15 protein-coding genes and 1 pseudogene are annotated in these 22,524 nt (G+C 57.8%); 10 read left to right on the top strand and 6 right to left on the bottom strand.

The window, feature by feature from the left end:
- Positions 1 to 115 precede the first annotated feature (115 nt).
- The 8 genes from HGP12_RS15945 to HGP12_RS15910 all read left to right on the top strand — a co-directional run bounded on the left by HGP12_RS15945 (position 116) and on the right by HGP12_RS15910 (position 9,371).
- Positions 116 to 1,801, top strand: a complete 1,686-nt coding sequence (locus HGP12_RS15945; protein ID WP_168879210.1) for a hypothetical protein — start codon at positions 116 to 118, stop codon at positions 1,799 to 1,801.
- Positions 1,802 to 2,115: 314 nt separating this feature from the next.
- Positions 2,116 to 2,448, top strand: coding sequence for a multiprotein-bridging factor 1 family protein (locus HGP12_RS15940; protein WP_205926488.1), 333 nt, complete (start codon positions 2,116 to 2,118; stop codon positions 2,446 to 2,448).
- 1 nt (position 2,449) lies between these two features.
- Positions 2,450 to 3,721: a type II toxin-antitoxin system HipA family toxin gene (locus HGP12_RS15935; RefSeq protein WP_168879209.1), complete on the top strand. Its 1,272-nt coding sequence runs from the start codon at positions 2,450 to 2,452 to the stop codon at positions 3,719 to 3,721.
- A gap of 67 nt (positions 3,722 to 3,788) precedes the next feature.
- On the top strand, positions 3,789 to 4,283 hold the full coding sequence (locus HGP12_RS15930; RefSeq protein WP_168879208.1) for a ribonuclease H: 495 nt from the start codon (positions 3,789 to 3,791) through the stop codon (positions 4,281 to 4,283).
- Between the two features lie 489 nt (positions 4,284 to 4,772).
- The gene (locus tag HGP12_RS15925) at positions 4,773 to 5,771 is read left to right on the top strand and encodes a LacI family DNA-binding transcriptional regulator (RefSeq protein WP_168879207.1); all 999 of its coding nucleotides are present in this window, start codon (positions 4,773 to 4,775) and stop codon (positions 5,769 to 5,771) included.
- Positions 5,768 to 7,285, top strand: a complete 1,518-nt coding sequence (locus HGP12_RS15920) for a sugar ABC transporter ATP-binding protein (protein ID WP_168879206.1) — start codon at positions 5,768 to 5,770, stop codon at positions 7,283 to 7,285. Before HGP12_RS15925 ends, HGP12_RS15920 begins: the two co-directional genes overlap by 4 nt.
- Complete coding sequence (locus tag HGP12_RS15915) at positions 7,285 to 8,328, top strand: ABC transporter permease (RefSeq protein WP_168879205.1); 1,044 nt, start codon at positions 7,285 to 7,287, stop codon at positions 8,326 to 8,328. Before HGP12_RS15920 ends, HGP12_RS15915 begins: the two co-directional genes overlap by 1 nt.
- Before the next feature lie 53 nt (positions 8,329 to 8,381).
- Positions 8,382 to 9,371: a substrate-binding domain-containing protein gene (locus HGP12_RS15910; protein ID WP_168879204.1), complete on the top strand. Its 990-nt coding sequence runs from the start codon at positions 8,382 to 8,384 to the stop codon at positions 9,369 to 9,371.
- A gap of 264 nt (positions 9,372 to 9,635) precedes the next feature.
- On the opposite strand, the pseudogene HGP12_RS34660 reads toward HGP12_RS15910, so the two are convergent.
- Positions 9,636 to 9,906: pseudogene (locus HGP12_RS34660) on the bottom strand (beta-lactamase hydrolase domain-containing protein); the annotation flags it as partial.
- A 534-nt stretch (positions 9,907 to 10,440) separates the two neighbouring features.
- Between HGP12_RS34660 and HGP12_RS15900 the strand changes: the two are divergent.
- Positions 10,441 to 14,910, top strand: a complete 4,470-nt coding sequence (locus HGP12_RS15900; RefSeq protein WP_168879203.1) for an autotransporter domain-containing protein — start codon at positions 10,441 to 10,443, stop codon at positions 14,908 to 14,910.
- A 272-nt stretch (positions 14,911 to 15,182) separates the two neighbouring features.
- On the opposite strand, the gene arcC is transcribed toward HGP12_RS15900, so the two are convergent.
- From arcC to arcD, 4 genes are read right to left on the bottom strand one after another with little or no spacing between them, the layout of a single operon-like run.
- Positions 15,183 to 16,106 carry a carbamate kinase gene (gene arcC, locus HGP12_RS15895; protein WP_168879202.1) on the bottom strand — a complete coding sequence of 308 codons (924 nt, stop codon included), beginning with the start codon at positions 16,104 to 16,106 and terminating at the stop codon, positions 15,183 to 15,185.
- A gap of 1 nt (position 16,107) precedes the next feature.
- A complete protein-coding gene (gene argF / locus HGP12_RS15890) occupies positions 16,108 to 17,109 on the bottom strand; it encodes an ornithine carbamoyltransferase (protein ID WP_168879201.1) in 1,002 nt (333 codons plus the stop codon).
- Positions 17,110 to 17,125: 16 nt separating this feature from the next.
- A complete protein-coding gene (gene arcA / locus HGP12_RS15885; protein WP_168879200.1) occupies positions 17,126 to 18,343 on the bottom strand; it encodes an arginine deiminase in 1,218 nt (405 codons plus the stop codon).
- A gap of 13 nt (positions 18,344 to 18,356) precedes the next feature.
- Entirely contained in the window at positions 18,357 to 19,820 is a 1,464-nt protein-coding gene (gene arcD / locus HGP12_RS15880) for an arginine-ornithine antiporter (protein WP_168879199.1), read from the bottom strand.
- Between the two features lie 445 nt (positions 19,821 to 20,265).
- Between arcD and HGP12_RS15875 the strand changes: the two genes are divergently transcribed.
- Complete coding sequence (locus tag HGP12_RS15875; protein ID WP_246703426.1) at positions 20,266 to 20,793, top strand: biotin/lipoyl-binding protein; 528 nt, start codon at positions 20,266 to 20,268, stop codon at positions 20,791 to 20,793.
- A gap of 96 nt (positions 20,794 to 20,889) precedes the next feature.
- On the opposite strand, the gene HGP12_RS15870 is transcribed toward HGP12_RS15875, so the two are convergent.
- The gene (locus tag HGP12_RS15870) at positions 20,890 to 22,485 is read right to left on the bottom strand and encodes an MBL fold metallo-hydrolase (RefSeq protein WP_168879198.1); all 1,596 of its coding nucleotides are present in this window, start codon (positions 22,483 to 22,485) and stop codon (positions 20,890 to 20,892) included.
- Between the last annotated feature and the right edge of the window lie 39 nt (positions 22,486 to 22,524).

Raw genomic sequence — 22,524 nt, 5'->3', positions numbered from 1 at the left:
ACAGCATGTGGACTCGCGTCTGGGCATGCGCCGGCCAGGGGTCGGTCGGCCGCGATTAGTGCAACTGAACACTAGGTGAAAGTGAGTACCGCGCGGTATCGAGGAGACTGAGTTTTTGATCGTCTATTCACCAACCATCCGAGGAAGCGGGGCGATTTCTCGGGCGTTCACGAGCCCTGACGGCAGCATGCTTGCGATCGCAAGTACACTCCCATTTCTCACAAACCCTCCCGGCCGGGCGACTTACATGGGGCAGCGGATACATCAACGTCTGGCGCTTCATCACCGCGGTGAAGCAAGCCCTTTTGCTGTCTTCGACCATTTACGCCTGCCAATCAACGAGGTGAGCTTTCATCCTTTCGATCCGGTCATTGCCGTGGCAGCTGGTAGTTATGACGGCGGCTACATGTTCGAGGGCGAATTATTTCTTTGGGATTGGCAAGCGGATCGGTCCTGGCTTGCGGTCAAGTCGGTGCCGGAAGTCGAACGCTGCAGCTTCAGTGAGGACGGAAAGCGGCTCGATATTCTGGTCCGGCCTTGGAATGAAGAATGGGGAGAGGGAGATGACCCGTTTGACCGGGTTTATCCGCTGAGCCTTCCGTATCGACAGCCCGGTAGGGCGGAAATGGCAGACGTCGTGATTGACCCCGGTCAGGCGATCGTCAGGCATACGCTCGAGTTTGCGACACCCGATCCCAATGGGCACGAGACGACAGGAAAACAGCTCAGCGAATGGTTTGGCGTCGATGAACTTTCGAGCCGAGGCGCGATCTGGGACGTCGCCTGGCTGGACGATGCCAGGATAGCGGCGGTTCACAATGACTGCCTGCTCGAAATCCATGATTTGGCGAGCGGCGGCGTCATCAGCTTCAAGGAAGACGGACGGTACGGGGCAGACATCCTGCGGACGTCCCCTCCCGTCATCGCGGTATATGACGTTTCCGGCTGGCAGATACAGCGTTCACGGTTATTGGCGCTTCTCAACGACAGCCTTTCGGAAATCATAACTTTTGAAGGCTGCTATAATTTCGCTTCCTCAAAGAGCGGGCTGGTGCTCGGGCGATTGGACAGGCATCGGGCGGGAGAGGCAAAAGCCGACGTCATCGTCGATCTCGAGACAAGCGATGCGCGCTTCGCCGATCTCGGCCACTATGATTGTTTCAACCACTTCCTGGGAATCGATGCGGCGCCCGATCTCTTCATCCTTCAAGGCAGACCCGAGACATCGCATGAGAACAAGCGTCTCTGCCGTGTCCATCCAGACGGCGCCGTCGAGCCGCTCTGGCCGGTCTTGAGAGCAGACGGCAGTCACGCCAGCCATGCAATGGAGTGTCTGGGCTGTTACGTCGAGGATGAACTGGGGCCTGGCATAATCATGACGGGGCGGCATTACGATCCGGACCCGAACAAAGGCAAAAGAGGGTTTATCTTCCGTAAACCAATCCCGAGCGGCGATGCCGCAGGCGGCAGTCTTCGCTCCAGATGGTTGAGGCATGCCACAGCGGACCAGGAAATTTGGCGCTTTGCCACTACCGCCGGCGCAAGCGCCATCGCACACGCTCGAAAAGAAGGGTTGATCCTTGTCGCTTTTCTGGACGGCACGCTCTCCTTGCTGAGTGCAGCGGACGGGGTGGTGGTGATCACCGGACAAGTAACGATCGAAGGTCTTCCGACGGTCATCTACTGCATGGATGTGGTTGACGGTTCTTTGGCCGTTGGCACTTTTGACGGCCGTATCGCCGTCATCCCATTCGACCAGCTTCGCAATTGTGAGAGCATAGGACGTATAGAATTGGCATAGGTTGATACAGGCCGTGGGAGCAAGCTGGGCCTGTCCAGCGGAAAATGACCGGGCGATCACAGATATCGGCTATGGTCGCTGTTACAACTCGATCGTGGAAAGATGGAGGCCGGACAAATGCCACACTGCGCAAGGGCCGTAGACGCCGTGTGGCATGTTTGGAGCCCGGGACACTTGGCTCTAATGCCTTTGCAGCTTCACATCGTGACGCATTTCTCAAGACGGCTCTGGACGGCTCTCTCCACGTTCGCGGGACGGGCAGGTGACTCTTGAATTTGGCCTGAAAGAACATATATATTCACGATATGGTGAATATGAGAAAGCTTACGTTTATGTCCAAGAGTTCCCCGTCGCTTGAAATACTTACTGACACAACGGTGATTGCGCTGGAAACACTTGGCTCTCACCTGCGCACCGCCCGCGAGCGTAGAGGAGACAGCTTGAAGACCATGGCCGCGAGGATGGGGACTTCGATCCCTACGCTGCGCAGGATGGAGGCGGGAGATGCAAAGGTGTCGATAGGTGTTTATGCCGCGGCGCTTTGGGTTTTTGGGAAGTCCGAACAGCTAGCGGAAATTCTCAAGCCTGGCGAGGACGAATACGCCACAATGCTGGACGTGAACCGGGCGAGCCGAAAGAGAGGGTAGCATGGGTGACTTCCGCGGAAATTTTCTTGCGGTCTGGTATCTCGAAAACCCCATCGCGCCGCGCCTCGTTGGGCGAGTGAAGCTCGAGGCGAGCAATCGGAGATGCCTTCTTGAACTGGATGACGAGTGGAGACGTTCAGGATTCCCTCTCTCTCCGGATCTCACCCACGACAAAAAGGTGCATGCTCCCTTGAAGGACATGGTGGCTCCTGGCGCGATCGAAGACGCCATGCCGGATCGCTGGGGCGAGCGCATGATCAGGATCGTCTCACGCCCGTCGCGACTGAGCCCCCTTGACAAGCTCTGGTATGCGGGCGACCGCCGTTTCGGTGCGCTTGGGATGTCTTCCAGCTTTGACGAGTATCGTCCCGTCGACGAGCAGCCGCTCATGAGTGTGGATTCCCTTCAAGAAGCGGAGACGCTGATTGCACGCGTCCTCGAGCGCGAACCCCTTAGCGAACAAGAAAGGCAGCTCATCGCCAGCGCCGGCAGCATGGGCGGCGCCCACCCCAAGATGCTGATCGAAGATGATGGGGAAGAGTGGATCGCCAAGTTTCCGCGTGGCAGCAACGTGGATCAACTGCTTGTCGAGCATGCTTGCATGGAGCTGGGCCGTCGAGCCGGACTATACGTCGCATCGTCACGTGTCATCCACGGCGGTATCGATCATATTCTGATGGTCCGTCGTTTTGACCGTTTCGATGACCAGCGCGTCCACGCTGTTTCAGCGCGCACGATGCTGGCTTCAGAGACCGACGACAGCTATGCCACTATCGCTGCGATCATCCGGCGGCACGCAGTCCCCGACTGTATCCAGTCGATGCAGCGAGAACTGTTCCGCAGAATGGCGTTTAACATCATGATCGACAACACCGACGACCACACGAAGAACCACGCATTTCTTCATACCGAGGACGGATGGATCCTGTCGCCGGCTTTCGACATTCCGACCCAAATGAACGGTCTCGGGCAACAGGCGATCCAGATTTCTCCGAATCCCACGCTTCTAAACGACTTCAGCATCGCGCACGCCGTGGCGGCGGCACCTCACTTCGGAATGTCAAAAGAGGATGCTCGGCACGAATGGAACCAAGTGGCCGGATGGATCGCACGATGGCGGGATGTTTTTTCAGAATGCGGTGTCGCAGGGGTCGACATCGACTATCTTGGCGACATCTTGGATTCTCCGCCGATGCTCGAGCATCGGCGAGAGGCCATAGAACCGTCTGGTATCGATTCACCTGATGCACCCGACGACAGATCTAGCCCCTAAGCTGGGGCGCTCGCGGGGGCTGAATATGATGGCAGTTGCTGCCTAATAGCGGGACATGCTTTCAGCAATGCAAGCTACGCTTCACATCTACACCGACGGCTCCTTCGATGCCGCCTCCAACTCCGGAGGATGGGCGTTCGTTGTTCTGGAAGGCGACCGACAGGTACATTCCGCAAGCGGTTCCGATATCGGCTCGTCGAACAATGCGTTCGAAGTGCTGGCGGCAGTGAAAGCCATGTCCTGGATCGAAGCCGGCGCGACGAGACAGGCGGCCATCCTCTGGACGGATTCCAACCATGTCGTCGACGGGTGTCGCCGATGGAGGGTCATCTGGCGAAGTAACGGCTGGAAACGGATCAATCCAAACCCGCGAGCGAGGCGGCGGTCCATCCCGGACGCGCACCTCTGGCAGCAGCTGGACGTCCTGCTGGAGCGGCATCCGGATGTGGTCGTGGCCTGGTGCAAGGGGCATTCTGGAACTGCCGGCAACGATCATGCCGATGTCTTGGCACGGGACGTCGCCCGCATTCGAACCCATGACTGTGCTCAGCGGCCGACATGACCAATACCTCGAGCCACCGGCACATCTCAGTCGTAGTGCCCCGGTGCCTCAGGGTCTCATCACCATCCGCTCGCGAGCGGCCCTGCTGTGCGGCCGGATATTCAAGGGTGAAGCTGCCCATGGCGTCATCGCAGGCGCGATCTGCTGGATGTAGACGAGGCGATCGCCCTTTTACCGGAGTAGCTTGCCGATGACGCGCCGCATTTCCCATAGGCCGTCGTCGATCTCGAACTTTCATCGTAAGTCGCCCTCCCGCGCGAAGCCGCCTTCCGTCAGGTCGTTGCCCCAGACCGACAGTTTTGTCGAACCGTGCGCGCTCTCGAGGCGTGTCGCCCCGCTGGCGAAAAAACGATTGCGCAAACGTTTCGATGGCGCTAGCCTGGCAACATTCGCGGATCCTTGAGGAGCCTCCTGGAGGTTGGATTTCGCTGGGGAGGATACTTTGAAAAGCCCGTTTGTTGCGCTGCTGGCGAAGGCCGGAGCGTGCTCATGACGACTATTTCTAAAGTTGCCAAAGCGGCCGGGGTTTCAGTGTCCACGGTTTCCCATGTTCTCAACAAGACACGCTTTGTTTCGCCCGAGAAGGTGAAGCTCGTGATGGAGACTGTCGAAGCGATCGGCTACATCCCGAACGCCGTCGCTCGCTCGCTCAAGCTTTCATCGACCGGCACAGTGGGATTGGCGATTTCCGCAATTTCGAATCCTTACTTCAGTGACATCATTTGTGCGATCGAAGCCGAGTGTTCCAAGCGCGGCTTGATCGTGTTCCTGTGTGATACGCAGGACGATCCGGAGCGAGAGCTGGAGCTTATTCAGCATCTGCATCAGCGTCGTGTCGACGGAATTATACTCGCGCCCTCGGGCGAGCCCAAAAGGTCGCTGGACTACCTCATTGCCTCCGACCTTCCTTGTGTGCTGGTCGATAGGTTGTCGGATGATCGTTTCGACCAGGTCGGGACCGATAATGCGGCCGCAATTCGCACACTAGTCGACCATCTCGTGACGCTGCATCATCGAAGGGTCGGGATCATCCTGGGTCAGCCAGGCTTCGCAACGACCGTTGAGCGAATGAATGCCTTTCGGGCTGCAATGACGGAAAAGGGAATAGAGGTACCGGACGACTTGATCAGCGACAGCAATAACAACACCGCTGATGCCACTGCCTCGACGCATCGACTGCTGGAATTAAAGGAACCGCCGACCGCGATCCTTGCGTCGAACAATCTCACCATGATCGGCGCGATGAGGGCCGTCCGGGAACGGGGGCTTTGCGTGCCCGCAGATATTTCAGTACTCGGGATCGATGATTTCGAATGGGCAGATTATTTCGAGCCGCGCCTCACGCTGATTGCGCAGCCCTGCGATGAGATCGGCCGCAAGGCGGCAGACCTACTGATCAAGCGTATCGGCAATAAACGGCGGCCCCTCCAGACCATCCGCCTGGCGTCAGTTCTGCGGGTTCGTGAATCGTGCGGAGAAGCGGCATGAACCAGGTCGTTCTTTCAGTGAAAGGTGTCGTGAAGCGTTTCGGCGGTGTTCAGGCACTGCGCGGCGTGGACTTCGAGCTTAAGGCTGGCGAAATCCACGCGCTGCTGGGTGAAAACGGGGCTGGAAAGTCTACGCTGATGAACCTGGTTTCCGGTGTGCATATGCCGGATGAGGGCGAGATCTTCATCGACGGCAAATCCGTTCGATTTCATAGTCCTCGCGATGCACAAGCGGCAGGGATTGCGACAATATTCCAGGAGCTGGATCTCGTTCCAAGCCTGAGCGTCGCCGCCAACCTCTTTCTTGGGCGAGAGATTGTGCATCCGCATGGCATGCTCGACGGCAAGACGATGCTGCACGAAGCGCGCAAAAGACTGGAAGCGATCGATCGCTCGATCGATCCGGCCCAACTCGTCAGTGAGCTGTCTATTGGCCAGCGTCAGGTCGTTGCCATCGTCAAGGCACTCTCCTACGCGTCCAAGGTGCTCATTATGGATGAGCCGACCGCGGCCTTGACCGTCGGCGAAGTGGATCGATTGTTCGAGATCATGCGTGGTCTGGCTTCTTCGGGCGTTGGCATCGTCTATATCTCGCACCGCCTCGAAGAAGTTCCGCAGATTGCCCATCGCGTAACGGTCATGCGCGATGGCAAGGTTGCCGGCGTCACTGAGCCCGATGCACCGCAGGCCGAACTGGTGCAGCTTCTCGTCGGACGTCCTTTGAACGAACTTTATCCGCGCCGAGCACAGAGTTTCGGTGATGTGCTCCTGCACATGCGGCAGGCTTCATTCCGTCCGCATCGGGCATCGCCAGGGTGGCAGGCCCCGGTAAAAATCGATCTGGACGTCCGCCGCGGAGAAATCGTCGGGCTCGCGGGCGTCATGGGTGCGGGCCGAACGGAGCTGTTAAGCGCCCTCTACGGAACGGGAGTGCCTGGCAAATGGCAAGGCGACATCCTAATCGCGGGTAGGCCGGCAAAGCTGAAATCGATCGCGGCCGCGCGCAGGTCGGGTCTTGCGTTCGTAACAGACGATAGGCGCGGGACTGGGCTTATGCTGCGCATGTCGGTCGGTCTCAATCTGGTCATGTCGGTGATCCGTCGAATATCGCCAAAAGGCGTGCTGTCTTCACGGCGTCAGGAAGACGCGATCAGGAGCTCTTTCGGCCAATTCGATATCCGTCCGAAGAGTTCCGCGATTCCGGTCGGGGCGCTCTCCGGGGGAAATCAACAGAAGGTCGTCCTTGCCAAGGAGGTACTCGGCAATCCGAGCCTTCTTCTTCTCGATGAGCCGACACGCGGAGTCGATGTCGGAGCAAAGGGCGAGATTTACGCGCGCTTGCGCAAGCTCGCCGCTGACGGTTTGGGGATTTTGGTTGCGTCAAGCGAAATGCCAGAACTGATCGGGCTCTGCGATCGAATAGTGGTTTTGCGAAACGGCTGCAGCGTTGCCGAGTTTTCTGGCGGGGTCGGTGAACATGAAGTCCTTGCGGCCGCAAACGGGAGAGAGGCCTGATGTCCGAACAGCAGATCGCGTCCAGTCCAGCGGTCCAGCCCGCCAAGCGGATCGATCCGCTTGCGGTGATGGTCCGTTTCCAAAGCCTGATCGGCCTCGTGCTGGTTTTCGCCGGGGGCATCGTTTTTTCCCCACGGCGACACGGCGTCATCCTGTTCCTTCAGCCCGACAACATCGCAAACATCGTTCGCGCGGTGTCGGAGACCGGGATTATCGCAATCGGCATGACGTTCGTCATCATCACCGCCGGGATTGATCTATCGGTGGGGGCGACCCTCGGTCTCGCGAGCGTCGTGACCGCGACGTTGATGGTGTCCGGTGGTTTTGGGCTTGTTACAACGGTTTTGGCCGTGCTGCTCATGGGCACATTCTTCGGGTTGGTCCAAGGCGCGATCTCGAGCAAGTTTCGCCTCGAAGCCTTTATCGTGACCCTTGCAGGCTTGCAGGCGGCGCGCGGATTGGCGCTCGTCGTTTCGGGCAACCAGTACATCAATATTTCGTACGGCGATGGACCGGGGCTTGCGCCACCGGTTTTTGCCATTCTGGGCGGTCGGTTGTTCGGCAACGTCGTTCCCGTTGCTACGATCGTCTTTCTGCTTTTTGCCTGCATCGCCACGCTTGTGCTGAACACGACGAGATTTGGCCGGTACGTCTTTGCCGTTGGCGGAAATGAACGCGCAGCCCGCATATCGGGCGTTCCAGTGGCCGCGATCAAGATCGCTGTCTATGCGATCACTGGGTTTGCATCGGCACTCGCCGGAATCGTTCATGCCGGGCAATTCAACTTCGGAAGCGCCAATGATGGGACCGGATACGAACTGACAGCGATCGCGGCGGTCGTTATTGGAGGAACCAGCTTGTTTGGTGGCTCGGGTTCTATGGTCGGCACAATCGCCGGTACGATCATGTTGGGCGCTTTGGCCAATATTCTTCAGCTCAACAACATAACGCCAGCCATGCAATTGCTTGCCACGGCGGCAATCATCGTTCTGGCGGCTGTCCTTCAGTCCCTCGTCCGTCGCCGCGAAGGATTGGGCAGGTAAAGTGGCGGCATTTCCCGGAGGGTGGATTCGGGATCAATGTGGAGGAGAAAGTAATGACACGGAATGCACTTCAATCATCGAATACCTGGCGCATCGCACTCCTAGCCGGCTCATGTCTTGGTATCGCTAGCGCGGCCCAGGCCGCTGATCCGCTCGTGAAGGCTTGCGCCAAAAATGGCGAATTCGTCATCGGCTTCTCGCAGGCAAATAATGCGGAACCCTATCGCCAGCACGTCAACGATGAATTGCAGGCAGCCGCCAAAGCCGTCCCGCAATTTACGCTGCAAATCGCCGATGGCGCGGGCAACGTGAACATGCAGACATCGCAGGTGGACAATTTCATTACGCAGAAGGTCGATCTTCTGTTGATCTCGCCCTTCGAGGCAGCCCCACTCACGCCCGCCGTCAAGCGGGCGATGGATGCGGGCATTCCGGTCATCGAACTCGATCGTAAGACGAACGGCGAAGCCGGCAAGGATTACACCGCTTTCATCGGAGGCGATAACTACAAGATCGCGTTGGCTGCCGGTGAATATACGAGCAAGACGCTACTGCCGGAGGGCGGGGAAGCTGCTGTGCTGGAAGGCCTACCCAGTTCGACGCCGGCGGTGGAGCGACTGAATGGTTTCAAAGACGGCGTGAAGGCTAATTCGAAAATCCAGATCGTCGCAGAACAAGCGGCCGATTGGCTGCCCGATAAAGCACAGACGGCGTTCGCCGCCATGCTGCAGGCGCATCCCGATATCAAAATGGTCTACGCAAGCAATGACATGATGGCAGCCGGTGCGCTGCTTGCCGCAAAGGGTGCCGGAAAGACAGTCAAGATTATTGGTACCGATGGCCTGCCCGGACCGGCAGGCGGTATCGAGGCGGTTGCAAAGGGGGACTGGTCCGCGACCTTTACCTATCCGACAGGTGCGAAAGAGGCAGTCGATATGGCAAAGTCCATCCTGCTGGACTGCGCTTCGTCGGTACCGGCTACCGTCACCGTCGACACCACCGCCATTACGCCTGAGAACGCAAAGCAGATGATCGGGAAGTAAAAACGTGTGAAACTTCGGATTCGGCCGGTTGGGCGCTTGCGTTTGGCCGGCTGAACCGAGAACTGCGTGCGCGCGAGTTCGAAACGAGCGAGCGATGATGAGCATGCTGCAACCTTGCACGCGGCTGCAGAGACAAAATGTAAACCAGCATGAACTCTCCATGCCGATAGGAACGATACCGCATTGGAATATGTCGATCGGTCGTCGCCAAAAGGCGCATCTGCTGCCACGTCAACAAAGCTGAATGCAGCAGATCCGCTCGCTGTCGAGGACCTCGCCGATGAGATGCAGGTTGAGCGAGCGCTTGCCGTTCTGGCAATTAGCCAGAACGGGGCTGTCCGACCCGTCGACTACGCGCTGGAATGCACGCTCATCCGCCTCGGTGATTGTTTCTGCCATGACTGGAATAAACATGTAGGAGAGGCCACAACGTTTCGCCTCCTGGCTTTCAGTTTTGTGTTCGGCTGCGCAGGATCTTCATTGTCCTGCCGTTGTTGATTAGTGTCTTGAACTCTTTATGCGGGAGCGACCGGATATCGTAGTGCCATCACTTATGGGCGGCCAAGGCGGCTCCCAATTGAGCATGTGCTCGAAACGTTGGGGCGCGCGGTTCATGTTTGTGCAATTTCGGCGATACGCACTGGTTGCCAATTGCTCCTCATGCTAGAGAGAATCCGAGCCGACCAGCGAAGAGACCTTACCAAATCAACAGCGTGGGGCTGACTTTGGTGAAGCCGTGCGGGTCGCCCGAGATTAGGCATTGGGGGAAGAAATGCGAGCAGACATTAACACGGCAAATCTCATCAGGCAAAAGCGTTCCCGTCTTTTCTCAAATTCTCAAGGACGGCCTGGGGCGGTGGCAAGCCTGACAGCCCTGGCAATCGTCGCCTCGCTTTGCGTTACGGATGGCGATCTAAACGGGGCGAAGGCGGCATGCGGTCCAACGGCAACAGCCTCGTGCAGCGCCGAAGGCGGGGCCGGCATTCCAAATCGTACCGGAAATGGCGGTGCAGGTAATGGCGACGGCGGTGGAGCAAGCGCTTTCAACAATAGCACGGGCGCCACGGACGTGATCGCCGGAAGCCCGAGCGCGAATGGTGTGGGTGGAAATGGTGTCGCCGGAGAAGGCTTTGCAGGGCAAGGCGGGGCCGTAGGCGTTTCAATTTCGTCTCATGGGGGGGCTGGCATTATTACGGACATCGCCGGGGATGACGGCACAGCTGGCAATGATGGTCTCAATTTTGCAAGCGGTGGTGGTGGCGGCGGAGCTGGCGTTTTTACGGCGGGAGACCTGACTATTGCCAGCGGCGTTACCGTGGCGGGCGGCGCCGGTGGCCATGGAGGTACGGCAAGTAGCTCTGTCGGCAATGGCGGCGGCGGCGGCGGTGGAGGTTCTGGCATCATATCGGCGTTCGCGGCTGCGACTGTCAATAACATCGGGGCTATCGTTGGGGGAAATGGTGGAGTGGGTGGTAGCGGCGGCTTCGGTGCCGGCGGCGGCGGCGGCGGCGACGGTCTGCTGGTTTTCGGGAGCGGGACGCTTATTGCTAATTTCGGGACCATCACTGGCGGCATCGGAGGAGGTCCTGGTACCAGCTCGGTGAGCGGCGGCGGTAGCGCGGGGGCAAGTGGTGCAGGCGTCAATCTTGGAGGCTTTAACAGTCTTCTTCAAAATGCTGGGACAGTGGCGGGCGGTTCGGGAAATGGTGCCGCGGCAGGTGTGGGCGTGATTGGCCGCGGCGACAGCCTCATTTTCAATAGTGGCACCATCGTGGGTGGGATGAACAGCGACGGTCTATCCCGCGCGGCGGCTGTTCGCTTCGAGGGCACCGGCAACGTTCTCGGTCTGCTGAGCGGTTCGAATCTAGTCGGCGATATCGTCATCGGGCCGGGCGCCGCGGCGACCGTCGCACCGCAGTATACGGGGCTCACTCTGAGCAACGCCATTACTCTGCAAGATGGCATTTCAACGATCAGCTTCGACACGCTCGCGGCCGATTTTGTCGATTCAAGTATTATCTCCGGAGCCGGTGGCGTGGTTAAGACCGGACGCGGGACGCTGGGACTTGCGGGATCAAATACCTATTCGGGCGGAACAACAATCAACGGCGGTATTTTATCAGTTTCAGCCGACGCCAATCTGGGCGCTCTTTCCGGTGTAGTTACCTTCGACATGGGCACACTGCAGTCGACCAGCTCATTTGCCACCGGGCGCAATATCATCCTCGATAGTAACGGAATATTCCAGACGGACGCTGATCTCGAACTGACCGGGGTTGTCAGCGGTTCTGGCGCATTCACGAAAACGGGACGCGGCAAACTGACGCTTTCAGGCTCAAGTACCTACATTGGTGTGACGAGTGTCGATAATGGCACGCTTAGCGTTGAAGGCTCCCTTGCCAATACGGCTGTGACGGTTAAAGGCGGCGCAACGCTTGCAGGCTCTGGTTTGATTGTTGGATCTGTGACCGTCGAGAATGGCGGCTCCATTGCGCCTGGGTCGAGTCCTGGCACGCTTACGGTCGGTTCACTTTCACTCAACAGCGGTTCTGTTCTCAATTATCAACTCGGTCGGACGGGCGTGGTTGGCGGTGGTGTCAACGACTTGATCGAGATCAATGGCGACCTCACGCTCGACGGCATCTTGAATGTCACCGACGTCGGCGGCTTCGGTGCCGGCGTCTACAGGTTAATGGACTATACCGGAACACTTGCGGACAATGGGCTGACGCTCGGCGGACTGCCCAGCGGCGTCAGCTCGACGGATCTCTTCGTCCAAACCAAGATTGCAGGTCAGATAAATCTCATCTCAAGTGTAGGTATGACACTGCGTTTTTGGGACGGCGGCGACACTAATCACCATGACAATGGCGTCCTGACGGGCGGTAGCGGCAGCTGGGACATATTGAACCGCAACTGGACACAAGCCGACGGTGCGCTCAATGGGCTGTGGCACCAGGATTTCGCCGTATTCGGTGGCGGCGCTGGCACTGTCACAGTCGACAATTCTGCTGGTGCCGTTGGCATTACCGGAATTCAGTTCATGACCGATGGCTATGTGATTGATGGCGACGCGCTGACCACCAACGCCTCCCCGATCACAATTAGAACCGACCCAGCGGTCACGGCTACTATAGAGGCTGGGATTGCTGGAAGCGGCGGATTGGTGAAGACTGACGGTGGCACGCTCGTTCTATCCGGGGTGAATACCTATGCGGGTGGAACCAGTATTTTGGGTGGTATCCTGCGTGTTTCCACCGATTCCAACCTGGGACTTGCTACAGGCGCGATCACATTTGACGCGGGCGTGCTGGAAACCACCACCGCATTCAGTACCGCGCGCAATCTCACACTGAATGGCGGCGGCGGCACGCTTCAAGCCAACTCTGATCTGACGGTGAGCGGTGTCATTACCGGCAGTGGCGCGCTCATCAAAACCGGCGGGGGCACGCTGATCCTGTCTGGAACCAACGCATATGCCGGCGGCACGACAATCAGTGACGGAACATTGCTAATTTCGTCGGATTCCAATCTTGGCGCCCTGACGAGTGGAGTAACTCTTCAGGGGGGCAGCCTTAGCAATACGGCGGCCATTGTGACCGCACGACCAATTATCTTGAATGCCGGCGGAGGTACGCTTCAGACAGATGCAGATCTCACGCAGAGCGGTGTCATCACCGGCAATGGGGATCTCGTCAAAACCGGGGCGGGCACCCTCACGCTAACCGGGACGAATACCTATTCCGGTGACACGACGATCAGCGGCGGTATATTGAAACTTGGCAATGGTGGGACATCGGGTTCGCTTGCCAGCGACATCGTCGACAATGCAACCCTCGCCTTCGACCGTGCCGACAATCTTATCTTTGCCAATAAGATCAGCGGTGGCGGCAGGATTGAGCAGCTTGGGTCCGGCAGCACCACCCTTTCAGGTGATTCGAGCGCTTTTACCGGGACCGCTGCCATTTCGGCCGGTACGCTATTTGTCGATGGCACGCTCGGCGGCACGATCGATATCGCTTCAGGTGGCAGGCTTGGTGGTACTGGCACTGTTGGAACGACGATTGTCTCTGGAGGTGGCACCATTTCTCCCGGTCATTCGCCGGGCGCCCTTCATGTCAATGGTGCTATCACATTTGATCGAGGCTCGACCTACTCTGTGGACATCACACCGACGCTGAGCGGCGACCTTATCGATGTGACAGGTACAGCGACAATCAATGGCGGCACGGTCGACGTGGCGAAATCTGCCGGCACGTTCAAGCCTGGTAGCCACTTGACCATCCTTTCGGCCGCAGGTGGGGTAAGTGGCAGCTTTGATCAACTCAAGCAAAATATGCCATTCGTTGATTTGTCTCTCTCCTACAATTCCAAGGATGTTTATCTCGATGTCACGCGCAATGCCGTTGCGTTTTGCGATGTTGCGCGTACGCAAAATCAATGCACGGTGGGAAATGGATTGGAGAGCAGGGGACAGGACGACCCGGTCTATCAGGCCTTGGCAGCCATTTCAGACGTCGGCAGTGCTCGGCAGGCGTTAGATGCCTTGTCGGGTGAAATTCACGCGTCGCTCCACGGCATAATGCTCGAAGATAGCCGCTTCATCCGCGAGGCGGCGATCGATCGGTTGCGCGCTGGCTCATCTGATCCGAAAGGCTCGGATGCGCTGCCACTTGGCGGTTCGTCCAGCCAGGGGGCAACCCCCCCGCCTGGATCCGCTATCACGGTTTGGGGACGCAGCTTCGGTTCCTGGGGACGGTGGGACGGCAACGGCAATGCGGCTTCGATCACTCAATCGATCGGCGGCTTTTTGCTTGGCGCTGACGCGCCCATCGGCGATTCTTGGCGCGTTGGGCTCGTGACGGGTTACGATCAAGCCTCCAATGAACTCTCAAGCCGCTCCTCCTCCGCCGACATCGACACATTTCATATCGGTGCTTATGGCGGGGCAGAGATTGGCCGTGTCGGCTTGCGCTTCGGCGCCAGCTATGGCTGGCATGATATTGACACGACCAGATCGATTGTTTTTCCGGGCTTTTCTGAAACGGAAAGAGCAACATATCATGCGGGGACCGGTCAAATTTTCGGTGAGGCTGGATATCAGTTGGACGTTGGCGAGCTTTCGGTCGAACCATTTGCTGGTCTTGCCCACGTAAATTACGATGGCAACGGCTTTAACGAGAAGGGCGGCAATGGCGCGCTCACGGGATTGCGCGGCGACGAGGACGTCACTTATTCGACCCTGGGACTAAGGGGCGTCACCGAGTTCGCGCTGAGCGACAGTAAGGCTACGGCACGCGCTATGTTTGGCTGGCGGCACGCCTTTGGCGACAGAGTGCCGACCGCATCGCTTGCGTTCGGCGATAGCAATTCATACGCTGTCGCGGGCGCGCCGATTGCCAGCGATGTTGTCGTCATCGAGACCGGTCTCGATGTCAATCTTTCCAAAGCGGCGAGCTTCGGGCTTTCATATTCCGGCTCGCTTGCCCGTAACGTCAGTGAACACGGATTGCGAGCGGATCTGAAGGTGAGATTCTGAAACCAGCAATGATAGCTCCCTGTATCTTATGGCCTGAGACGCGAGTATCCGGTCGATGGAACTCTACCGTTACGACCACGCAGTTTCAGCTATAAAGCCAGCATCCTTACTCGGACGGGGCCAGTCGTGGTCGACGCGGCCGAGCCTGCGGCCGATCCACGCGGAGGTGGAGAAGTTTTGGAAAGCGGCAGTCCGACATGCGTGACCCGAACGTTGTCGCGCTGGAAACTGAGCTTCCCCTTTGCGCAATGCAGCGGCCTACGTTCGCAGGTCTACAGCTTCTTGCTGTCCAGTTGCGGATCGAAGAATGTTCCCTTTTCAGCACGAGCGATGGCGCCTGCGTCCTCCAACCTGCCAATGCCTGACGGTCTACCCATCCTCGTTGCGAATTGGACAGCGGCGGCGACCTTCGGTGCCATAGAGCCGGCAGGAAACTGCTGATCCGAGATCACCTCCGGGGCGATGCAACCCAAGGCGCGGGCCTTGGGCGTGCCGTAATCCAGATAGACCGCGTCCACATCCGTCAAAAGCAGCAGCATGTCGGCATTGAGCTGCTCTGCCAGCAGTGCGCTCGCGGCGTCCTTGTCAATCACGGCCTCGATGCCAGCAAGGCTGCCGTCGCGCCGCTCGATCACCGGGATGCCTCCACCTCCGGCGCAGATGACGGTCACGCGATGACTCACCAACAGCGAGATGACCTTTGCTTCCATGATGGCCAAGGGCCTCGGCGAGGCAACGACGCGCCGCCAGCTCTCGCCGTCGGGCGCGACCCGCCAGCCGCGTTCTTTAGCCAGTTGCCGGGCGGTCGCAGCGTCGTAAATCGGCCCTATGAACTTGGTTGGATGCAAAAAGGCCGGGTCGTGCTCGTCCACGCGCACCAGCGTGAGGAGGGTTGCAAGCGGATTGTGCTTCAGGATATTTCCGAGTTCCTGTTCGATCATATAGCCGATCATGCCCTCGGTTTCGGCCCCGAGCACATCCAAGGGAAAACTCCCGCCATTGGGTGCCGCTGCCTGAAGGGCCAGAAGGCCGACCTGGGGGCCGTTACCATGGGTGATGACCAGCGAGTGACCGGCGAGGATGAGTTCCGCCAAGGCCCTCGCAGCAAGCCGGACATTCGCGCGCTGATGTTCAGCGGTCATCGGTTCGCCACGACGCAAAAGGGCGTTCCCACCGAGTGCTGTGACAATCAGCATGTCAGCCTCCGATCGTCGCGACGAGCAGCGCCTTGATTGTGTGCATGCGATTTTCGGCCTCGTCAAAGACAATGGAGGCGTGCGACTCGAAGACTTCGTCGGTTACCTCCATGCAATCGATCCCGTATTCCCTGGCGATGCGGGCGCCGACTTCCGTTTTGGTGTCGTGAAACGCCGGCAGACAATGCATGAACTTCGCGTAGGGGTTTTCTGTCGCCGCCATTACCTCAGCGGTGACGCGGAAAGGAGAAAGAAGCTGGATACGTTCCGCCCAAGCCGATTCATTTTCACCCATTGAAAGCCAGACGTCGGTGTAGACGAAATCGGCGCCCAACACCCCTGAACCAACGTGGTCCATCAACGCGAACGTACCACCATTCTTGAAAGCCTCCGCTTTCACGTGATCGACAAAAGACTGCTCCGGCCACAGAGCCATCGGCGAGACGAGGCGAAAATCGATCCCGACTTTGGCAGCACCGATCGCAAGCGACATCGCCACATTGTCGCGTCCATCGCCAAGGAATGCGACGACCATATCCGACAGATGTTTATGGGTGAATTCGCGCATCGTCATAAGGTCAGCGAGAATTTGCGTCGGGTGCGAGACATCGGTCAGGCCATTATAGACCGGCACGCCGGCATAGGCCGCAAGGTCTTCGACAGCGCTTTGCGCAAAACCGCGATATTCAATAGCATCATAGATGCGGCCTAACACACGGGCAGTATCCTTCATCGATTCCTTGTGGCCGATGTGGCTGCCAGTAGGACCCATATAGGTGACATGCGCGCCCTGATCATAGGCGGCCACTTCAAAACCGGTTCGGGTGCGTGTCGAGTCCTTTTCGAAGATAAGGGCGATATTCTTCCGCGTGAGGCGGGGCACTTCGTACCCCCCCAGCTTTGCAGCCTTAAGGTCGGCCGCCAGGCGCAGGAGGAAGCGGATTTCGTCTGATTTTAGATCATCGAGCGACAAGACGCTGCGACCATGAAGATTGATAGCCATGATGGGCTCCATGTTGCTATTGGGAATCGCGGACAAGAGGGCATGTCATGCAGTGCCCGCCGCCGCGGCCTCGGCTGAGTTCAGCGCCCTCAATGGTGATGACCTCCACGCCTGCACGGCGCAGGAGCGTGTTGGTGTAGACATTGCGGTCGTAGCCGATGACGATTCCGGGCTCGACCGCGATTACGTTGTTACCGTCATCCCACTGCTCACGTTCCGCTTCGTAGCGATCGCCGCCGGTCGCGACGACGCGTAAGCTCTTCAATCCAAGCGCTTCTGCCACTACGTCCGTGAATGAAGATGTTTCCTCTCTCACGTCGATCGAGCCTTCGGCGCCGCCTGGCCGCATCGAGAAGCTGCGCAGACGATCGATGACGGGAGGATACATCGTCACGAGGTCGCGATCGCAAAAGGTGAAGACTGTATCGAGATGCATGAAACTTCGGTCGCGTGGCATCAGGGCGGCGACAACGCGCTGTGCAATACCATTTGCAAAAAGATTGCGAGCCAAGGCTCCAACGGCCTGCGGGGTGGTCCGCTCACCCATCCCGATGAGCACAACGCCATTACCGATCGGCATGACGTCGCCACCCTCAATGCTGGTTCCGGTAACCGAGTTTTCGGGTGAGATGAATGTAAAGCTCGCACCCTCGAAGCGAGGATGAAAGCGATATATCGCCTCGACATTTGCCGCTTCTGGACGCCGCGCCTGCCAATACATGGTATTGACTGAAACGCTGCCATAGATCCAACAGGAGCTGTCTCGCGTAAAGAGCTGGTTCGGCAATGGCGGAAGCACGAAATCTTGCGGTGCGAGTGTTCGCCCGGTCAGCCCGAGCGGTTCGAACGGCAGTTCGGCACGCGCGATCCCACCAACGAGAAAGGTCGCAAGTCGCTCGGGCGGCATTTCATTTAGCCAGCCGCGCAACTCATCGACCATGTCCTGCCCAACGATAGCCGGTTCGACACGACGATCAAGCAGCCAGCGGCGCGCCTCGGGCACGACCATCGTTTCCGCGAGGAGGTTGCCCAGCGACTGAACGACAACGCCGCGTTCCCGTAAGGCATCGACGAAGACGTCGTGCTCTTGCCGCGCACGTTTCACCCATAAAACGTCGTCGAAAAGCAGAGCCTTGCAATTATCCGGGGTTAAACGTGCGAGACTTAGATCGGGTCGGTGGACCATGACTTCGCGGAGACGGCCGACTTCCGAGTTAACGCCTAAGATATTCATGCTGTTGATCCTGTCAAAACGGACTGACGATGCCGGTCCACATGTCGTAAGCGGCGAGGAGCGCCACTGCGACAAGTGTGACCGCGAGAAGCGCCTCAAGCGGATGGAAGGTTCTTTGACCTGTTTCTCGACGCGCAAGGACGTAGAACAGGATGCCGGGCGCATAGAGGATCGCGCACATGAACAGGTAGGATAGGCCGGCGGCATAGACGAGCCAGAGCCCGTAGACCGTTGCCAAAAGCCCGACGAGCATCGAGGCCAGCCGCCGTTCGCCCGGCGCATAGCTTTCGCCGCTCAGAGCCAACTTCGTCGCATAGGCACCGGAGAAGATGTAGGGCACGAGAATGGCGGTCGAGGCGATCGAGAACAGCGCCTGATACGTACTGTGGGCATACAGGGTGATAATGAGGAAGGCTTGGACCAGAAGATTGGTGATCGACAAGGATACCCACGGCACCCCACGCTCGCTTTCCCGGTCGAAGAGCTTTGGCATAGTGCCATCTTTAGCAGCAGCGAAGGGAATTTCCGCAGCGAGCAGAGTCCAGCTCAAAAAGGCGCCGATCACCGAGACAACAAGCGCAACATTGATAAGTATGGCACCCCATGGACCGACGACGGCTTCGAGCACTCCAGCCATAGAAGGGTTCTTCAAGGAGGCAAGCGCCGGCTGGTTCAGAATGCCGAGTGAAAGCAGAGACACGAGCGCGTAGAGAGCAAGGCAGGTGAAAAAGCCGAGGACCGTCGCCGTGGCGATATCGCGTCGTCGCTCCGCCCGGGCGGAAAACACGCTGGCGCCTTCTATGCCGATGAAGACCCAGAGCGTGACCAACATCGTGCTTTTGACCTGGGTGGTGACGGAGCCGAGGCTCGCATTTCCCAAACCGGTAAAATCAAGCGAAAAGACATCCAGCTTAAAGGCGACCACCCCTACGCCGATGAACAATATAATTGGCGCGATTTTCGCGAGGGTGACAATGAGGTTGATGACCGCGGCCTCGCGGATACCAGCGAGGATAAGCGCATGGATCGACCACAGCAGTATCGATGCGCCGAGCACAGCCTGCCAGGTATTGCCGTCCCCAAAGGATGGGAAGAAATAGGACAGCGCGCTGAAGACGATAACGGCATAAGAAACGTTGCCGATCCACGCGCTGATCCAATAACCCCAGGCGCTGTTGAAACCGATGAATGGCCCAAAGCCGGCCTTTGCGTATGCATAAGGGCCGACATTGAGGTTCGGCTTGCGAGTGGCGAGCGACTGATACACAAAGACCAGGGCCAGCATGCCGATCGCGGTGATCGCCCAGCCAATCGCGACCGCCAGTGGGCCAGCGCCGGTCGCCATGTTTTGCGGCAGGCTGAAGACACCGGAGCCGATCATCGAGCCGATGACCAGCGCCGTCAGTGACCCAAGGCGCAACTTGTTGCTGGTTGTGGTGGGGGCAGTCGAGACGAGTTCGATGTCGGTTGAAGCCATGACTTCCTCCCAAATATTGAGAATATCTATTGGATGGAGTGGACATCAAACGGCGGTTGTCGACTTTGATCCTGGTCAAGTCGATCGCTATTTTCGCATGCGCTGAGGGGCATACCCCAACGAATGAGCTTCCCTCATACGCGGAAAATCTTCCTTTTACGGATCGCAACGAACAATGTTTCAAGTGATGGCGACGTTTGCGTTCCGCACGTGACCTACATCAATGATGGAGGACCTAACTCGCGGTTAATGAACGCAACGCCGACGTGGTTCGCCGGCAGCACCCATCCAATCCATTTTCCGGGAGCCGGTTTCTTGCACAAACGCCACGTCCCCATTCTTTTCGCCGTTGCCGCGGTGCTGACCCCTAAATGGGGCAAGCCATGATGCCGCGGCGCGTGATGCAACGACATTGAGAGATCATGTGCAAGAGCTGTGGAGTAGGTTGCGCGGCAACGAGCAGCCGGCCGGTATTGCGATGTCCAACGGCCGTATTGAAGCACAACAGGTTCTGGTCTCTGCGAAATTCGCCGGTCGTGTCGCTGATGTTCTTGTTGAAGAGGGACAAATTGTCGACGCAGAAGCGATCATCGCGCGTATGGACACCTCCGAGCTCAACGCGCAGCTTTCGGGGGCCGAGGCAGAAGTCCGTCGTTCCGAAACCGATTCAATGACAGTGCATGATTTAAGTGAATTTCCCAATTATTTGCCGGCGCTTCTTCGGGGCATCTTTTACGAGAATTGGCATCCAGCAGCAGCTATCTCCGCTTGCAACGGTATCGAACACGTTCCTGCAACCGTCGCCGCACGGTTGGATTGTAATGAGTCTGAAGTCCGGCTCCCTGTTGCAGAGGTATTCAAGCTGCTCGAGCTTCGGGCAAACCCGTTCATCGCCGAAAAACTTCGAGCGTTGCCGAAGAAAGCACTTTCATTGCCTATGTCAGCAGGCGGCACCCAGCCAAGCTATCGATAGGCATTCACGGTGGTGATTGCGAAAATGACGGGAAAGGGATTTTCTCGTCGTAACAGTTTTTGCAATTGGCATTGATGCGGTGCTGCGTATACCTCTTCAATCCCCAGCATGCTGAAGCGCCTTTCTAACGCGTCTCAAGATAATCGCCCTGCGTGTTTCATCGGCTGCCTGCCGGAGTTCTTCGTCAAGATCGAGGACGAGCGACTGGTAGTCGTTATGCCAATCAAAGTGCCCGACGTCTTCAGCACGCAACCTAGGGGGTGAAGTGGTCGCAGCGCTGACAACGGCTCCATCCTTTGTGAGGCGATATGCACTGTCAAGCTTTGGCTCGAGCACGATGGGGACGCGTCGATGTCCGGATATCCGACGACTCAGCTGGCCGGTCGCCGCCGGTTCGCCATGGACAAGAAACAATCCCTTGCGAATCGGTAATCTTGCGAGGATCCAATTCTCCAATTCAGTCGCATCCGCATGGCCGCTGTAGGCATCCAACGACCGCATCGTTGCCCTCACGGCAATCTGTTCACCTTGAATCTTCACTGCATGCGCTCCATCCTGCAGGATGCGCCCCAAGGTGCCGGCGGCCTGGAAGCCAACCAGCAATATTGTTGCCTCGTCGTGCCAAAGCCAATTCTTGAGGCGATGTCGTATGCGGCCTGCCTCGCACATTCCGCTTGCTGCAATGATGATATGAAATCCATGAATGAGATCGATTGCTTTCGATTGCTCAGCGGTCTCGGTGAAGCGAACGTTCTTCGCATTTAGTGCTCGAAGAAGAAGATCACCATTCGACAATGAGCGAGCGTGTCGTTTGAAGACGGAGGTTGCTCGCGATGCGAGCGGGGAATCTATAATGATGGGGATGCGCTGCAGCTCGTTGGCATCCATCAATGTATTCAGGTCGGCCAGCAGTTCCTGTGTGCGTTCGACAGCAAAGGAAGGAATAAGCAGCGCACCATTCGGATGGTAAGCCTGGCTCACGATCTGGCGAAGCTGGCTGCGTCGCGCTTCCGGCGACTGGTCGTCCCTTTCCCGGTCGCCGTAAGTGCTTTCGCAAATGAGGTAATCGAAGTCCTTTGGAGCTTCGGGAACAGCCTCGAACAACTTGTGTTGCGGCCCGATGTCACCGGAAAACAGCATGCGGATCGTCCCGTCGTTGGAAACGAGCTCAAGTTCGACGGATACCGAACCAAGTAGATGGCCCGCATCCCAAAAGCGAAATCTAAGACCGCCTTCTGTTTCGTGCCATTCCTTATATCTAATCGAACGAAACTGTGTCATCGCAGCTTGCGCATCGGCGGCCGTATAGATCGGCTCAATCATTTGCCGGAATCGAGATTTGTTTCGCCGATTCAACTGCTCGACTTCCATTTCCTGTATATGCCCAGAATCCTGCAGCATAATTGTACACAGATCGGATGTCGCGGCCGTGCAATAGATCGGTCCCTGGAAACCCGCCTTCACCAGCTTTGGAAGCAAGCCTGAATGATCGATATGGGCGTGGGTCAGGATGATTGAATGTATCGATGAGGCTTCGAAAGGGAAGGGGCGATAATTCAGCTCCTTTTCCGTTTTCGAGCCTTGAAACATCCCGCAGTCGATCAACGTTCGCGTGCCCGCGTGTTCGAGCAGGAAACAAGATCCCGTCACGGAACCAGCAGCGCCATGAAAGCACAAAAGGGGATCAGCCATGATTTTCCTCATTCCAATTAGTGACTTGGGCCAATAGTT

Source organism: Rhizobium sp. P28RR-XV, from assembly GCF_012641385.1.
GTDB lineage: Bacteria > Pseudomonadota > Alphaproteobacteria > Rhizobiales > Rhizobiaceae > Rhizobium.
Note: the sequence above shows the minus strand (reverse complement) of the source record. Positions and strands in the feature narration are given on the sequence as shown.

Bases quoted from the DNA above. Each gene is read 5' to 3' on its own strand.
- arcD (WP_168879199.1), bottom strand. From the start codon at position 19,820: ATGGCTTCAACCGACATCGAACTCGTCTCGACTGCCCCCACCACAACC.
- HGP12_RS15935 (WP_168879209.1), top strand. From the start codon at position 2,450: ATGGGTGACTTCCGCGGAAATTTTCTTGCGGTCTGGTATCTCGAAAAC.
- arcC (WP_168879202.1), bottom strand. From the start codon at position 16,106: ATGCTGATTGTCACAGCACTCGGTGGGAACGCCCTTTTGCGTCGTGGC.
- HGP12_RS15925 (WP_168879207.1), top strand. From the start codon at position 4,773: ATGACGACTATTTCTAAAGTTGCCAAAGCGGCCGGGGTTTCAGTGTCC.
- HGP12_RS15920 (WP_168879206.1), top strand. From the start codon at position 5,768: ATGAACCAGGTCGTTCTTTCAGTGAAAGGTGTCGTGAAGCGTTTCGGC.
- argF (WP_168879201.1), bottom strand. From the start codon at position 17,109: ATGGCTATCAATCTTCATGGTCGCAGCGTCTTGTCGCTCGATGATCTA.
- HGP12_RS15930 (WP_168879208.1), top strand. From the start codon at position 3,789: ATGCAAGCTACGCTTCACATCTACACCGACGGCTCCTTCGATGCCGCC.
- HGP12_RS15910 (WP_168879204.1), top strand. From the start codon at position 8,382: ATGACACGGAATGCACTTCAATCATCGAATACCTGGCGCATCGCACTC.
- HGP12_RS15870 (WP_168879198.1), bottom strand. From the start codon at position 22,485: ATGGCTGATCCCCTTTTGTGCTTTCATGGCGCTGCTGGTTCCGTGACG.
- arcA (WP_168879200.1), bottom strand. From the start codon at position 18,343: ATGAATATCTTAGGCGTTAACTCGGAAGTCGGCCGTCTCCGCGAAGTC.
- HGP12_RS15940 (WP_205926488.1), top strand. From the start codon at position 2,116: ATGAGAAAGCTTACGTTTATGTCCAAGAGTTCCCCGTCGCTTGAAATA.
- HGP12_RS15915 (WP_168879205.1), top strand. From the start codon at position 7,285: ATGTCCGAACAGCAGATCGCGTCCAGTCCAGCGGTCCAGCCCGCCAAG.